This is a genomic window from Rhodothermus bifroesti (assembly GCF_017908595.1).
GTDB classification, from domain to species: Bacteria; Bacteroidota; Rhodothermia; order Rhodothermales; family Rhodothermaceae; genus Rhodothermus; species Rhodothermus bifroesti.
Genome location: NZ_JAGKTL010000003.1, coordinates 313,619 through 327,288, shown reverse-complemented (window position 1 = coordinate 327,288; position 13,670 = coordinate 313,619). Strand labels below are relative to the sequence as shown.

The window sequence follows — 13,670 nt, the reverse complement described above, 5'->3', positions numbered from 1 at the left end:
CCCGTTCTGCAAACCTTCCGCACCAGAGAAGATGCATAGGCGCAATATTCTTTGGATGGTGATCGGTTGGGTCATTTTGGTTCAAGCACAGGCGCAGCCGACTGCTTTTGCTCCTTTGGAGCTACCAGCACCCAGCCTGCAACGCATGGCTTCGGGCGAACCTGGTCCAGCCTACTGGCAGCAGCGCGTTGACTACCACATTGCTGCCACGCTTGATGCTAGCACACACCGCATCCGTGCCACCCAAACCGTCACCTATACCAACCATGCTCCGGTGGCGCTAGAGGCACTTTGGCTGCAGTTAGATCAGAACCTATTTGCTGAAGGCAGCCTTGGGGATGCGCTTATTACACCTGATTCCCGGTGGCGCGGCGCATTCTCTGGCGGCGGCTTTCAAATTACTCGCATTGAAGTGATCCACAACAACCGCCGCTATACCCCTCGCTATCTGATTGACGACACCCGGATGCGACTGGCTTTGGAAGAGCCGCTAGCACCCAATGGGGGGCAGCTCAAGCTGGAGATCGACTTTGGCTTTACGGTTCCAGAATATGGAGCTGACCGTATGGGTCGGCTGCAGGTGGCACGCGGCACAATCTATGAGATCGCTCAGTGGTACCCCCGGCTGTACGTGTTCGACGACGTCCATGGGTGGAACGTAGCGCCTTACCTTGGGCAAGGTGAGTTTTATTTGGAGTATGGCGATTTTGAGCTAGAGCTTACCGTTCCTCGCAATTTTATTGTGGTTGCTACGGGTAAGTTGCTCAATCCAGAAGAAGTGCTCACGCCAACGCAGCGTCAGCGTCTGGAGCAAGCTCGCCAAAGTGCAGATCCGGTTTTTATCATTACCCCCGACGAAGTAGGCCGGCCGGAAACACGTCCTTCTGGATCGGGGTCGCTGACTTGGCGCTTCCGCGCCGAAAATGTGCGTGATGTAGCCTGGGCAGCCTCACCGGCCTTCATTTGGGACGCGGCCTCCTGGCAAGAGGTGCTGGTCATGTCGGTCTACCCACATGAAGGGTTGGGTACGCCAGAACAACCAGGCTGGGAAGCTTCTACGCGCTATGTACGCCACAGCATCGCGCACTACTCAGAGCACTGGTTCCCTTACCCTTACCCCGTAGCCATCAACGTAGCCGGTGTTGTAGGGGGGATGGAATATCCTATGATTGTGTTCTGCTCGGTACGGGCACGTGGAGAGGCCCTTTTTGGCGTCACTGACCACGAAATCGGACACTCCTGGTTTCCCATGATTGTGGGCAGCGATGAACGCCGCTATGCCTGGATGGACGAAGGGTTCAATACATTCATCAACTACTACGCTCATCAAGCATTTTACGGTAGCGCTTCACGGCGGTCACAACTCATGGAAGCCGCCTACATTGCCCGCATGATGCAGGACACGCTGCTGCATCAGCCGATCATGACCTATCCCGATCACATTCGCCCCCAAGCGTTGGGCTTCGTGGCTTATCGCAAGCCCGGCTACGGGCTACGCCTGCTACGAGAATACGTGCTGGGGCCAGAACGCTTTGACGAAGCCTTTCGCACCTACATTCGCCGCTGGGCTTTTAAGCATCCGCAACCCGCCGATTTCTTTCGAACCATTGAAAACGTAGCCGGTGAGGACCTCGACTGGTTTTGGCGTGGCTGGTTTTACACGACCGACTTGCTGGACCAGGCGATCGACAGTGTACAGGTAAGCCCGGAGGAGACAGTGGTGCAGCTCCATAACCGCCAGCACCTGGTCTTCCCCGTGGTGCTTGAAGCCACGTACGCCGATGGCCGCACGATGCGCCATCGCTTTCCAGTAGCCCTCTGGGCTACCGGCGTGCGCCAGCAGGTTCGCCTACCCGGAAGCGTCGTCCGCCTCCAATTGGACCCCGACGGCCTGCTTCCTGATATTGACCGCACCAACAACGTTTGGCCTCGAGCAGCCACTTCTGGTGTTACTACGCCTTGAAGGTTGAATTCCTATGAGCTGGATTGCCCTCCTACGTGGCCTATTAGGTCTGGCCGTTATCTTGGGTTTTGCTTATGCGCTTTCCAACAACCGGCGCCATATTAACTGGCGTACGGTGGCCGGAGGACTACTGCTGCAGATCGTACTAGCGATCTTGATTTTAAAAGGACGGGAAATGGGCGCTTGGTTTGCGCCCTTAGGCTGGCCTAAAGCGTTTTTTGCTTGGGTCAGCTCTTTCTTTGTGTTGATCCTGCGCTTTACGACCGAAGGGGCTCGTTTTGTTTTTGGTAACCTCGCCCTCAGTCCGGGCATGCAAGACAGCCTAGGCTTTTTCTTTGCCTTTCAGGTGCTCCCTACGATCATTTTCTTTAGCTCGCTGATGGCTATTCTCTACCACTTGGGCCTCATGCAGCGCGTGGTGCAGGGAGTAGCTTGGGTGGTCAGCCGTACGCTAAAAACCAGTGGCGCCGAGTCGCTTTCGGTATCGGCCAACATCTTTGTAGGCCAAACTGAGGCCCCCTTAGTGGTGCGGCCCTACTTGGAGCGCATGACACGTTCGGAGTTGATGGCGGTAATGACGGGCGGTATGGCGACGATCGCTGGAGGGGTGATGGCTGCCTACATCCAGCTCTTGGGGGATGCCTATGCCCAGGCCCGCGGCCTAGCCCTAGAAGCGGCCCGGCTGCAGTTTGCAGAGCACTTACTAGGGGCTAGCGTAATGGCTGCTCCAGCCGCGCTGGTGCTGGCCAAAATGCTGATTCCTGAAACCGGTCAGCCGCTAACGGCAGGCAGCGTACGCGTCCCCTTAGAGCGCACCACGCGCAATGTGATCGATGCCGCAGCTTCCGGTGCAGCCGACGGGCTTAAGCTGGCGCTTAACGTTGGAGCCATGCTGATTGCTTTTATTGCGCTCATCGCACTGATCAATCACTTTTTGGGATGGGCGGGCGGACTTTTCGGCCTGGAGCTATCGCTAGAGCGCCTTTTTGGTCTTGTCTTGGCTCCTGTAGCCTGGCTCATTGGTATCCCTTGGGCCGACGCTGCTCAGTTTGGTGCACTTGTTGGGACCAAGTTGGTCGTAAATGAATTTGTTGCCTATCTCAACCTTTCTGAGCTGATTGCCCAAAATGCCCTTTCCCCGAAAGCCATTGTTATGGCTACCTTTGCACTGTGCGGTTTTGCCAACTTTTCGTCCATTGCTATTCAGATCGGCGGCATTGGTCCCTTAGCGCCTTCACGCACTTCAGAGTTGGCTGAGCTAGGGGTGCGGGCTGTACTGGCAGGCACGCTGGCTAACATGATGACAGCAACAATTGCCGGCGTGCTGGTAGGCTAAAACTATTCACCTTGGATTTGATAGTGGATGTTGAAGCGAACCCACGAAGGAACAGTGATCCATGTATTCCCTTGGCGCACGTAGGCCGGCTGCCAACGCATTTGCGTAGTGGCCTCCATGGCCAGTAAGTCAAGCACCGGATGCACGCCTTCCAGTTTCCAGATCGCCTCTGGTTCTCCTTCGGCGTTGAGATACACCTGCATTTCGACCCGGCCGGTTACGCCTTTTTCTACCAGGCTGTCCGGGTAAATGAGCGGCACCTCTTCCCCCAGACGCGTGATGGGCCGAGGCTCCCGGAAGTATCGAAGCAGGCTGCGATAACTTTCTTCGCGCAACCGGTCGATCTCAGCTTCTACATCTTCGGTCAACGTAGCCTGAGCTACCTTTGGAGCAACATAGCGACGGAAGAGTGAATCAATAATTTCGGGCTGCACCCGAAATAGCGGCGTCAGGCTACGACGCACGGCTTCGACGAGGAGCTCACCCCTGGATGCAGCTGTAGCTGAAGCGCCTGTCTCCAGCCCCATGGTTGCCAGCGATTCTAGGGGACGAAAAGCCACCGTCGTATCCACGCCACTACGCCACCAGCGTTCTTCGGTAGCCTGCCAGCCTTCTGGGGGTCCAGAAGGCAACGAAGGGCGCCCGCATCCTACAAAAATCAGAAGTATGGCTGCCCAGCATAAGCGAAACGACATAGGTAAACTTTCAAGTTGGCGGGAAGATACACAATAGCCTGTCCGATGCCAAAATGCGGCCGCTTAAGTCTGGTTCGGCAAGGTTGGTTGCGACGCCAAGCGTACAAAATAGCGGCGCCGGTCCATAGCCACTACCTTTACGCGACTACCCGCTGCAATGTACTCGCCTTCGGTTGCCACTTCGATGCGCTCGCCGTCGATTTCTACAATGCCTACAGGCCGCAAAGGGGTTACGGCAATGCCTTCTCGACCGAGGTAGCGTGCCCGGTTTTCCCCCAAGCGCTCTGTCCCACTTCCTTTGAGGGAGGTGGCCAACACGAATTGCTTCCAGCTTCCACTACGCCAAAGCATCGCAAACAGCACACCCCCGAGCACCAACGTACCTGCCAGCACGGCCAGCCCAGTAAGCCAACCTGAGGCAGTAAAGGCATATCCCAACCCGAACAGTACCAGCACAACCCCCACAATCCCGGCAACATTCATCCCCGGGATCCAGTACACCTCGGCCACAATCAAGGCAAGGCCGACAAGAATGAGCAGGAGAGCCAGCAGCAGTTCCAAGGCTTTCTCGTGACTTTTAGGCCGTTTCGGCAGGTAGTGGACGCACTTCGATACGGCTGCCGTGCACACGGACGACTTCAACCGCTGTACCGGCTGGAACGAACAGGCCTGGCGTAGTTACTTCCAGACGCTGTCCATCAATTTCGGCCACTCCAGTTGGGCGCAGCGGCGTGACCGCCCGTCCCTGGCGACCGACCAGGTGCGCCTCGATCATGCGGGTCGTGTAGCCCTGGCTTCGGGAGAGGCCGGAGGTGAGGATTAGCGACTGGAAGCGCCGCGTGCGCGGCAGATAGCGACCTATCACCGCCAGCAACACACCAAACAGCACCAGGGTAGCGGTTAGCGTAAGCAGGGCCGAAGTCAGCTGACGGACTGAAGGAAACGAAAACCCAATGTTGCCAATCAAAGCCGCCAGCAATCCCCCCAGCATACAGAGGATACCCGCAATGCCGGCTATGCCAAATCCAGGAAGTACAAGCAATTCTACCAGTAAAAGCCCAACGCCTACCAAAAACAGCAGCACTTCCCAGAATTCAACCAGGCCCATAAGATAGTTGGGCGCAAAAAACAGCAGAGCACCCAGCCCACCTACCAGGCCAGCTAAGCCCACGCCCGGGGTTTGCAGCTCAATGTACAGCCCAACCAGCATCATCAGCAGGAAAATCGTTTGTAAAACTGGGGAAGCGAGCAGGCGCAGCCCACGTTCCAGCGGTGTTTGCGCGTAGGTCACTATGGGATGAGGGCTGTAGCCGAGCGCCTGGAACACCTCTTCAAGCGTAGCAGCCAACGCATCGGCTACGCCCCAGCGAAGCGCCTCGGTAGCCGAAAGCGTGAGCACTTTACCAGCAGGGACCAACCCTTCGATGGCTACGTCTGGATCGACCATCGCTTCAGCAATACGTGGATCACGGCCATTTGCTTCAGCCGTAGCCCGCATCAGTCCCCGCATGTAGCTTTGATACTTGTCCGGTGCGGGCTCGCCCGTGGTGCCCTCCACCACCGTAGCCGCCCCTATTGATGCTCCTGGCGCCATCACAATGCGGTCGCAGGCATACGCAATCAGTGCACCTGCCGAAGCTGCGTTTTTATCGATCCAGGCTACTGTAGGAATAGGCGTGTCTAGGATGCGCTGGCGAATGCGATCGGCAGCCTCCAGCAATCCCCCGAACGTGTCGATGTGAAAAACGATCAAAGCCGCATCAGCACCTTCTGCCTCGGTCAGGGCTCGATCCACATACTGCACCAAGACATTGTCGATCATCCCTTCGATAGCCACGACATAGACTGGACCTTCCTCAGCCCGAGCTGCCTGGTGCATCAGGGCCCAAAGCATCAGGGCTGCTCCCCAGCGCAAAGGAAGCCAACAATGCAAAAAGCGCAACATAACCGGTCGCAAAGCGGGGTTGCTCTGGCGGAGCCTACGCAAAATTTGGCGTAAAGGTTCAAGTAGCTGCATCAACATAGCCGCAGGCAAGCTGGTAGATGTGCTTGCGGTATAGCTTTGCCTCATTGAAGTGCTGTTGTACCAAGCGCTTAAATGCGGCATGCGTCCAGAACTGAACGTGGCCGGGATCTTCGCTCACGCGCAGCCACTGTCCTAGGCGATTCAACCAGCGAAAGTAAGGTTCCAGCGGTACCGTTAGCACCACGTAGCGTCGGGCTACCCGCTTCAGCTCTGCAATGGCACTTTCTGGATCCTCTAGATGCTCCAGCACCTCGCTGCATACCACTGTATCAAAAGCCCGATCGGGAAAAGGAAGGCTATAAATATCCCCTCGGCGAAACGTAGCATACTGGCCAAAATGCGCTTGAGCATACGCCAGCGCCGATACTGAAGCGTCGATGCCTGTAATCTCGACTTCCGGCAAGCGCTGCTTTAGGAATGCGGCCACAAAACCTTCTCCACAGCCTACATCCAGTAGCGTTTTCGGCTGCGTCTGAGCAACTAGGGTGGCTAGCTGCTCTAGAAATTGCGCGATATGCCAGCGATACAGCCGATTGTTTACCGTATACCGTCGTAGGTTTCCAGAAAGCGCGCCCTGTGGCATAGAACGATCAGGGTTCAATAAGTACCGGGGTGCCAACGACCACCAGCGGCCAAAGTGCGTCTATGTCCTCATTGCGCAGCGCGACGCAGCCCTGGGTCCAGTTCACTTGCTGGCCGGTGCCTTGTCCGTGAATTTCAATCCACCCACCCAACGCGGTATTCATAGGTGGCATTCGAAAAGCCGCTTCGGCTTCTACAATAGCTCGGTACTCGGCTGGACTGATTCGCCCTTCCTGTAATCCGCGTAGGGCATGATCAGCGGTTGGGTAATTCAGCACCAGGGCTTTATAGTAACGGCTGCGGGCATTCTTTGCGGCTACGTAGAAAACCCCTTCCGGCGTGCGCCAGTCGTCGGGATTAGTTAGACTGCCGCGTTGCACTTTATCAGCATACGGATTGGGACCGAGGTCAACTGGAAAGCTGCGCACCAACGTCGTGCCCCGATATAGATACAGCCGTTGCTGACGCTTCGAAACCCGAAGCCAAACGTTCGACAACGCATGCGCCTCTACATACCCTTCGGCGCCGTCTTGCGTACGCACCCGCCACCAGTAACCCTGGCGTGTGAGCAGACGGACCGGCTCGCGCCGCGATAGGGCCAAGTAAGCCCCATTGGCTGGGGCCTGATACAGCAGCGCTTGCTCGACAGCCACGTAATAAAGCCCTGTGCTGCTATCGGGAGACAAAGCCACCAGCAGACCTAGCCATATCCCTAGGGTAAACATGGCCTCTTGGCGTTTACGAACAACGTAAAGAAACAGTAAAATGGGTTGCAATGCAACGGTTAAGGTGCTGCAACCTGACGACATGCCCTGTTATGGGCAGCACACCAATGGTAAGCTGCCACTACACCGCCAATATCTGGCTCAGCCATTACCCGATCCACCTGTTGGCGTACTACCTCGGCCGCGTTAGCAGGGGCAAACGCGTAACCCACTAGCTCCAGGGCTCCCAAATCGCCATTGGAATCACCAATATAGGCTGTTTCGGCTGCCGACACCCCTAAAACCTCCAAAAGCCAAGCCAACCCTTCACGTTTGGTCAGACCTTTGGGTACAATATCGATTGAAATATGCGTATGGAACACATGGAATGCCGGATGATGGGTTGCCACATAAGCTTCGACGACGGGCAACAGACGCTGGATTTCTTCACGATTGGGACCTACGACGCCGGCCTGCGTGCGCTTGCCAAAATCAAGCATGAGTGCGGTGCCTGGCAGGCATTCTGCAGTTAGCCAGTGCCGCAGCGCCTCCACCTCTCGGGCTAAATCTTCAGTAAAAGCGGGATGCCAGTAGACAGCAGCGGCTATCGGGTCAAACAGACCTGCACCGCTTTCAAACAACACCGGCACCTGCAACCCTAACGCCTGCGTAATGGCTTCAACGTACGGATAAGGACGTCCGGAACAGATTGAAAGCGCAGGCCAGCAAGGGTGATCCCCCGGCCGACCGGCCTGACGCGCATGAAACGCTAGCTCCTGAAACCGATCCAACGCAAACGGTCGATACGGCTCAGCCAAACAACCATCAATGTCAGTGACAAATAGCCGAATCATTGCCTTACTCTTCAGTGATATGCATAAGAATCCCAACGGGATGAACTTCGGGTCGCGAGGCTTCCGCCAGCAACGCCTGCTGCTCCTGGGCATAGGCGTACTGCACTTGGCCTTCTTGCCGGATGGCGAGTAGGAACGGAACGTCGGCAAGCGTGCCGGCATCACCAGTAATCCACCAGCGTAGCCGGCGCGTCTCCGCTTCCCAGCGTACGTGCAGCGTTGGCAGGCGATCGCTGTAGACCCAGTAAGCAAACACCGCTCCAAGATCTTGGTGACTGAGCTCTTCTAAAACTGCCCGAAAGCCTTCCGTAGAGAGTGGCTTTCCGGCAAACCGTTGATAGATCGTCTGCCAGGCCTGACGAAAGGCGGCATCACCCAGCTTTAGCCGCAGCAGGTGCAGCACGCAAGCTCCTTTGCGGTAAGGCACCCAGGTTAGGTGTGCTTCTGGATCCACAACACGGCTGGGAACCAGCGCGCCATGAAGCCGGAATGCCTCGGGCGTTAGGCGGGCCATTTCAACCCATTGCTGACGGGCAACCTCGACGCCTACGGTTGCTTCGTAAAACAGCGTAGTCAGGTACGTTGCTGTGCCTTCTGAAAGCCACAGGTCTCGCCAGTTTGCTATGGTAACGTGATTACCGAACCACTGGTGCACGAGCTCGTGCACCTGCACGCCCTCGATATCCCCCAGCTCAAACAAGTCGGCACGCAGAAACGGTGCCGAGGCATTTTCCATACCAGCATAGTCAATAGGCACCTGCACTACGGCATAACTGCGATAGGGGTAAGGTCCAAGCCATTGGCTAAACCAGCGTAAAGCTTCGGGCGTACGCCAGAGTCGATAGACGCGGTCTCGATCCGAAGACAGCAAAACATACGATACCTTAAGTGTATCGCCTAACGTGGTGTCGGTTTGCACAAAATCACCTACCGCAAAGGCAAAGCTATAGGTAGGCGCCGAAGCGTCCAACCACCACTGATAGCGCACGTGGCCGCTTAGCGTGTCTCGACGCACAAGCCGTCCACTACCAATGGCCTTGTAGCCAACAGGCACCGTCAGCGTCAGATCCAGCGTTGCCGGATCTGAAGGGTGATGGACAGCGGGCAACCAGCCGCACCCGCGGTAAGGCCAGGAATCGGTAAACACCACCGTTTGGCCGGCGTGTTGACCAGCGTAGAGCCCTACTTCAGGAATGCCATGGTACCAAAGGGTAAGCTGGCTTCGCGTACTGCCCGAAAGCGGCATCACCAGACGTTCGCCCCGGCGCACCGGCTGCACAGGGCGATCACCAACGCGCGCCGAATCGATGGTTAACGCAGCCGTAAAACAAAGCGGCAGTTCGGCAACGTTTCGCTGGTGGCGCACCTCCAGCATCACCTGGGCCTCAAGACGGCGCGTTTCGGGCTCAAGTGTAAGGCTCACCGCATAATGCTGCACATTAACGCCTGGTGGCGGCCTGTAGAAATCCTGGGGGGGCGTGCTGCAGGCAACCAACCCCAGTAATCCTACGCCTTGCCAGATGGCAATCCAGCGCCTCATGAAGTTTGGGTCTCACCTTGCGGTTCTAACGCCTGCTGCAAGGCCTCAATCAGTTCGTCGGAGATGCCCATGCTGCTAAACCCCCCATCATGGTATAAGGTCTGCATGGTCACCATACGGGTTAGGTCGCTTAGCAGCGTAACGGTATAATCGGCGCAGCTCTGTGCATCCGCATTGCCTAGGGGCGATACGCGCTGCGCGAATTCATACATTGCATCAAAACCCGTAATGCCTGAACCAGCTGTGGTGCGCGTTGGACTCTGTGAAATCGCATTAATCCGAATGCGCCGCTTGCCCAAACGATAGCCCCAGGAACGCACAATGCTCTCCAGCAGCGCCTTCGCATCGCCCATTTCAGAGTACTGCGAAAACGTGCGCTGCGCGCCAATATAGCTGAGCGTGACAATCGAGGCACCATCGGCCAGCGCCTCTTCGGCTAAAGCGCAGTGGATAATCCGGTGCAGACTTACGGCCGAAATGTCGAGCGTCTTAAAATACCACTCGTAATTCAGGTCTTCGTAGGGACGGTTTTTGCGAATGTTGAGTCCCATACCAATCGAGTGGACGATAAAATCCAGCGGACCCAGCGTCTGTTTTGCCTGCCGGAAAAGAGCAAGCAGCTCTTCGTTGTTGGTGGCATCGGCCCAGATGATCGAACTGCCGGTTTTTGCTGCGAGTGTCTCTAAAGTGCCCAGCCGTTTGGCGACCGGAGCGTTCGAGAGCACGAACCGTCCACCTTCGCGATGCACAGCCTCGGCAATCGCCCAGGCAATGCTTTGTTCATTCAGGGCGCCAAAAATAACTCCTTTTTTGCCTTCAAGCAGGCCATAGCTCTTGTGTGCCATAGGACAAGAATTTCAGGTTGGAGAATCGGTTCAAGGCAAAACTACAACACTGGAGGCCTTAAGCGTACACGTGGTGGAGCGGTGCGACCAGCTTGCAGAGGGCTTCGTGCAGATGGCCGTTGGTGGCCAGCAGCTGCCGGGCATCGACAGGATTGGGTCGACCGTGAAAGTCGGTAACTTTTCCGCCACCTTCCTCAACCAGCAAGATGCCGGCAGCCACGTCCCAGGGGCTCAAGCCTGTTTCAAAAAAGCCGTCGAAACGCCCACAGGCTACCCAAGCCAGATCGACCGAAGCCGCTCCAGGCCGCCGCACCCCACGCGTTGCCTTAATGACGCGTCCCAGCGCTTCCAAATACTCCCGCAGATGCACCACTTCGCGATAAGGGAAGCCCGTTGTAATCAGCGCCTCTCGTAGCGTACGGGTGGAGCTTACTTGGGCGCGCACACCATTGACGTAGAGCCCACCGCCACGCACTGCGGTAAACAGCTCATCGTGGGGAACGTCGTAGACCACCCCAACTACGGTCTGCCCTTCATGTTGCAGCGCAAGACTAATAGCATAAGGCGGCACGCCATGCGTAAAGTTTGTAGTACCGTCGATAGGATCGATGATCCAGCGAAACGGCGTAGGGCCAACTGCGCCTTGCAAACCAGCTATGTCCTCCTCGGCCAGGATGGCGTGATTGGGGAAGCGCGCCTGCAAGGCTTCCACCAGAAACCGCTGCACTTCTTCGTCAGCACGCGTGACCAGCTCGTTATAACCTTTCTCGCGAACAGCTACCCGGCCTGCATAAAAACGCACCAGACGCCCGGCCTGCAACGCGAGCTCAGCCGCTACATCCCGCGCTTGTTCGTACAATGTAGACATATAGACCTCTGGAGCTTAAGCGCGCTTTAGGGGTTCTTGGAGCGCCTCGCCTTCTAAACCGGTTAGCGCAATGCGTTCCCTGATTTGGGCGATCTTTTTAAGCCTCGGCGCCTGCCAATCGCCTGCGCCACCCTCGAGACCGACCACACCGCTTTCCATTCCACTAGACACCACTGCGGTGGTGCAGGCGTTCAGGCGACTCTCCCGAGATACCGCAGCGGTCACACGCCACACCTACCTCTTAAGCACTACGAAACAGATCCTAGGCTGGGAGGTGCAGCAATTTCTTTTTGAACCCCGCATGCCACCCCGTTTGCTTCGGGCTCAACGAGGCGGGACCTTTCCGAAGCTGCCGTTTTTAAAAGCACCCGCTTCGCCCCTACGAACATCCCAAGCTCTACTACATAGCCTCTGGCCTCAACCCTTGCCGTTTGTGCAACCCCGGTATCGGAGTTTGTACCATTACTATTGGCTAAACGATACGCTTGTCGCCGGCCATCGCTTGCGTAGGTTAGAAATCACACCGGTCGATACGCAACGTGCCCAAGCGCTATGGCAGGGTGTACTTTACCTAACGGTTGACCATCAGGTGGTGGGGGCCGAACTATCGCGTACCTTGCGCACGCTCTTTGGCCAAGAATACCAGTACATAGGCCTGCAATTGCTTCCTGACCGCCAGGGCTTCTGGCGCCTAGCCTCCGAGCAACTGGCATTGGAAATCCATCCACCCGGCCTTTCGCCTTACCGTTTATGCTTACATGCTACTTATACTTATCCGCCCTTTGACCTAAACCCAACGGTCTTAGCGCACAAACAATAGGTTGCCGTTTGCCCTTTTGAGCAGCGGCCTTGGTAATATGCAAGAAATTTGGCTAACGCTTGACTTAGGCAACAGCGCGCTAAAAGGCGGCCTCTTTGCTGGAGAGCGCCTGCTCCATGCATTTAACGTACCGATCAAGGGAGTTGCGTTAGACGTGGCACTCGAGGCCGCGCTGGAAGGCTACCGGCCCAGTCGGGCAGCCATGGCTTCGGTTGTACCAGCGCTAAGCGGCCGCGTGCAGGAAGCAGTGGCGCGCATAACTGGCCGATGCCCTGCGCTTATTGGTCCGGATTGGCAGCTGCCTGTGCGGCTAAGCTACCAAACGCCCCATACTTTGGGTGCCGATCGTCTAGCCGCTGCAGCAGCAGCTTGGGTGCACTATGGCCAGGCAGGACATCGTCCGGTTGTGGTGCTTTTGGCCGGCACTGCACTTACCCTTGAGGTGATTGACGCAACCGGATGCTTCCAGGGCGGTCTCATTGCTCCAGGTCCGGAGCTGCTTCGGCGTGCGCTGGCTACCGGTACCGCACAGCTCCCCGAAGTGCCGCTTGACTGGCCTTTTTCTCCAATCGGGCGTTCTACGCAGGAAGCCCTCCAAGCCGGCATTTTATACGGCTTTGTTGAAAGCGCATGCGGCCTACTTCGACGTGTAACGACCGCACTTGCTGCGGAACCTGTGGTGGTGTTGAGCGGTGGTTGGGCTACGCTACTAGAGCCGCACCTAGGGACCAAAGTACACCTAGAGCCCTATCTGGTGCTGGAAGGCGTACGCTTGCTGCTTGCACTGAACCCAGAGCGAGGCCGCTAGAGCGCATAAGTTTCTAAAAGCGCTGCAATTCTTGCCAGCACCATGTCGATGGCTACCTGGTTATAGCCACCCCCAGGAATAATCACGTCGGCTAAGCGTCGAGAAGGCTCGACAAACTCCAAATGCATAGGACGGACCGTACGCTCGTACTGCTCCAGAATCGATTCGATTGTGCGCCCCCGCTCTTCCATATCCCGCCGGATGCGGCGAATAAGCCGTACGTCGTCGGGAGCATCCACGTAAAGCTTAATGTCCATACGCTCGCGTAGCAAGGGCTCAGCCAGCACGAGAATACCTTCCAAGATGATTACCGGACGGGGTTCAATGCGAACTGTATAAGGGGCTCGGGTGTGTGTGGTAAAGTTGTAGACTGGTTTTTCGATAGGTCTTCCAGCCAGCAGCTCGTCTAAGTGTGCCCGAAGCAGTTCGGTTTCGAGTGCGTCCGGGTGATCGAAGTTAACCCGCACGCGCTCTTCAAAGGGTAAATGACTTAGGTCTTTATAGTAAGCATCGTGCTCCAAAACGGCGATGTAAGCAGGCCCAAAGGCTTCGACGATTTTGCGCAGTACAGTTGTTTTTCCCGAGCCGGATCCCCCTGCAATGCCAATGACCACCGGTCGCCCCATGGC

The 13,670-nt window shown here is 56.7% G+C and carries 15 protein-coding genes; 4 read left to right on the top strand and 11 right to left on the bottom strand.

Annotated features, from left to right (window positions below):
• Positions 1-31: 31 nt before the first annotated feature.
• Together J8E65_RS08305 and J8E65_RS08300 are read left to right on the top strand one after the other, a co-directional pair.
• Complete coding sequence (locus tag J8E65_RS08305) at positions 32-1,963, top strand: M1 family metallopeptidase (RefSeq protein WP_210375286.1); 1,932 nt, start codon at positions 32-34, stop codon at positions 1,961-1,963.
• 13 nt (positions 1,964-1,976) lie between these two features.
• Positions 1,977-3,299 carry a NupC/NupG family nucleoside CNT transporter gene (locus J8E65_RS08300; RefSeq protein ID WP_210375285.1) on the top strand — a complete coding sequence of 441 codons (1,323 nt, stop codon included), beginning with the start codon at positions 1,977-1,979 and terminating at the stop codon, positions 3,297-3,299.
• A gap of 2 nt (positions 3,300-3,301) precedes the next feature.
• Here J8E65_RS08300 and J8E65_RS08295 read toward each other — a convergent pair whose 3' ends face one another.
• The 10 genes from J8E65_RS08295 to J8E65_RS08250 all read right to left on the bottom strand — a co-directional run bounded on the left by J8E65_RS08295 (position 3,302) and on the right by J8E65_RS08250 (position 11,638).
• Entirely contained in the window at positions 3,302-3,994 is a 693-nt protein-coding gene (locus J8E65_RS08295) for an energy transducer TonB (RefSeq protein ID WP_210375284.1), read from the bottom strand.
• Positions 3,995-4,057: 63 nt separating this feature from the next.
• Positions 4,058-4,555: an NfeD family protein gene (locus J8E65_RS08290; protein WP_210375283.1), complete on the bottom strand. Its 498-nt coding sequence runs from the start codon at positions 4,553-4,555 to the stop codon at positions 4,058-4,060.
• 16 nt (positions 4,556-4,571) lie between these two features.
• Positions 4,572-5,939 (bottom strand): NfeD family protein, encoded by a 1,368-nt coding sequence (locus tag J8E65_RS08285; protein ID WP_237181788.1) that lies wholly within the window; start codon positions 5,937-5,939, stop codon positions 4,572-4,574.
• A gap of 58 nt (positions 5,940-5,997) precedes the next feature.
• Positions 5,998-6,603, bottom strand: coding sequence for a class I SAM-dependent methyltransferase (locus J8E65_RS08280; RefSeq protein ID WP_210375282.1), 606 nt, complete (start codon positions 6,601-6,603; stop codon positions 5,998-6,000).
• A gap of 7 nt (positions 6,604-6,610) precedes the next feature.
• On the bottom strand, positions 6,611-7,411 hold the full coding sequence (locus J8E65_RS08275; RefSeq protein WP_237181787.1) for a L,D-transpeptidase family protein: 801 nt from the start codon (positions 7,409-7,411) through the stop codon (positions 6,611-6,613).
• Positions 7,387-8,160, bottom strand: coding sequence for an HAD family hydrolase (locus J8E65_RS08270; protein ID WP_210375281.1), 774 nt, complete (start codon positions 8,158-8,160; stop codon positions 7,387-7,389). The genes J8E65_RS08275 and J8E65_RS08270 overlap by 25 nt, the downstream gene beginning before the upstream one ends.
• Before the next feature lie 4 nt (positions 8,161-8,164).
• Positions 8,165-9,700 carry a M1 family metallopeptidase gene (locus J8E65_RS08265; protein ID WP_210375280.1) on the bottom strand — a complete coding sequence of 512 codons (1,536 nt, stop codon included), beginning with the start codon at positions 9,698-9,700 and terminating at the stop codon, positions 8,165-8,167.
• Complete coding sequence (locus tag J8E65_RS08260) at positions 9,697-10,545, bottom strand: enoyl-ACP reductase FabI (protein ID WP_210375279.1); 849 nt, start codon at positions 10,543-10,545, stop codon at positions 9,697-9,699. Before J8E65_RS08260 ends, J8E65_RS08265 begins: the two co-directional genes overlap by 4 nt.
• A 58-nt stretch (positions 10,546-10,603) precedes the next feature.
• A complete protein-coding gene (locus tag J8E65_RS08255) occupies positions 10,604-11,413 on the bottom strand; it encodes an inositol monophosphatase family protein (protein WP_210375278.1) in 810 nt (269 codons plus the stop codon).
• A gap of 15 nt (positions 11,414-11,428) precedes the next feature.
• The gene (locus tag J8E65_RS08250) at positions 11,429-11,638 is read right to left on the bottom strand and encodes a hypothetical protein (protein WP_210375277.1); all 210 of its coding nucleotides are present in this window, start codon (positions 11,636-11,638) and stop codon (positions 11,429-11,431) included.
• A gap of 208 nt (positions 11,639-11,846) precedes the next feature.
• Here J8E65_RS08250 and J8E65_RS08245 point away from each other — a divergent pair, with 208 nt between their 5' ends.
• The gene (locus J8E65_RS08245; protein ID WP_210375276.1) at positions 11,847-12,233 is read left to right on the top strand and encodes a hypothetical protein; all 387 of its coding nucleotides are present in this window, start codon (positions 11,847-11,849) and stop codon (positions 12,231-12,233) included.
• A gap of 37 nt (positions 12,234-12,270) precedes the next feature.
• Complete coding sequence (locus J8E65_RS08240; RefSeq protein ID WP_210375275.1) at positions 12,271-13,041, top strand: type III pantothenate kinase; 771 nt, start codon at positions 12,271-12,273, stop codon at positions 13,039-13,041.
• On the opposite strand, the gene udk is transcribed toward J8E65_RS08240, so the two are convergent.
• Positions 13,038-13,667 (bottom strand): uridine kinase, encoded by a 630-nt coding sequence (gene udk / locus J8E65_RS08235; protein ID WP_210375274.1) that lies wholly within the window; start codon positions 13,665-13,667, stop codon positions 13,038-13,040. The genes J8E65_RS08240 and udk overlap by 4 nt on opposite strands.
• Positions 13,668-13,670 lie beyond the last annotated feature (3 nt).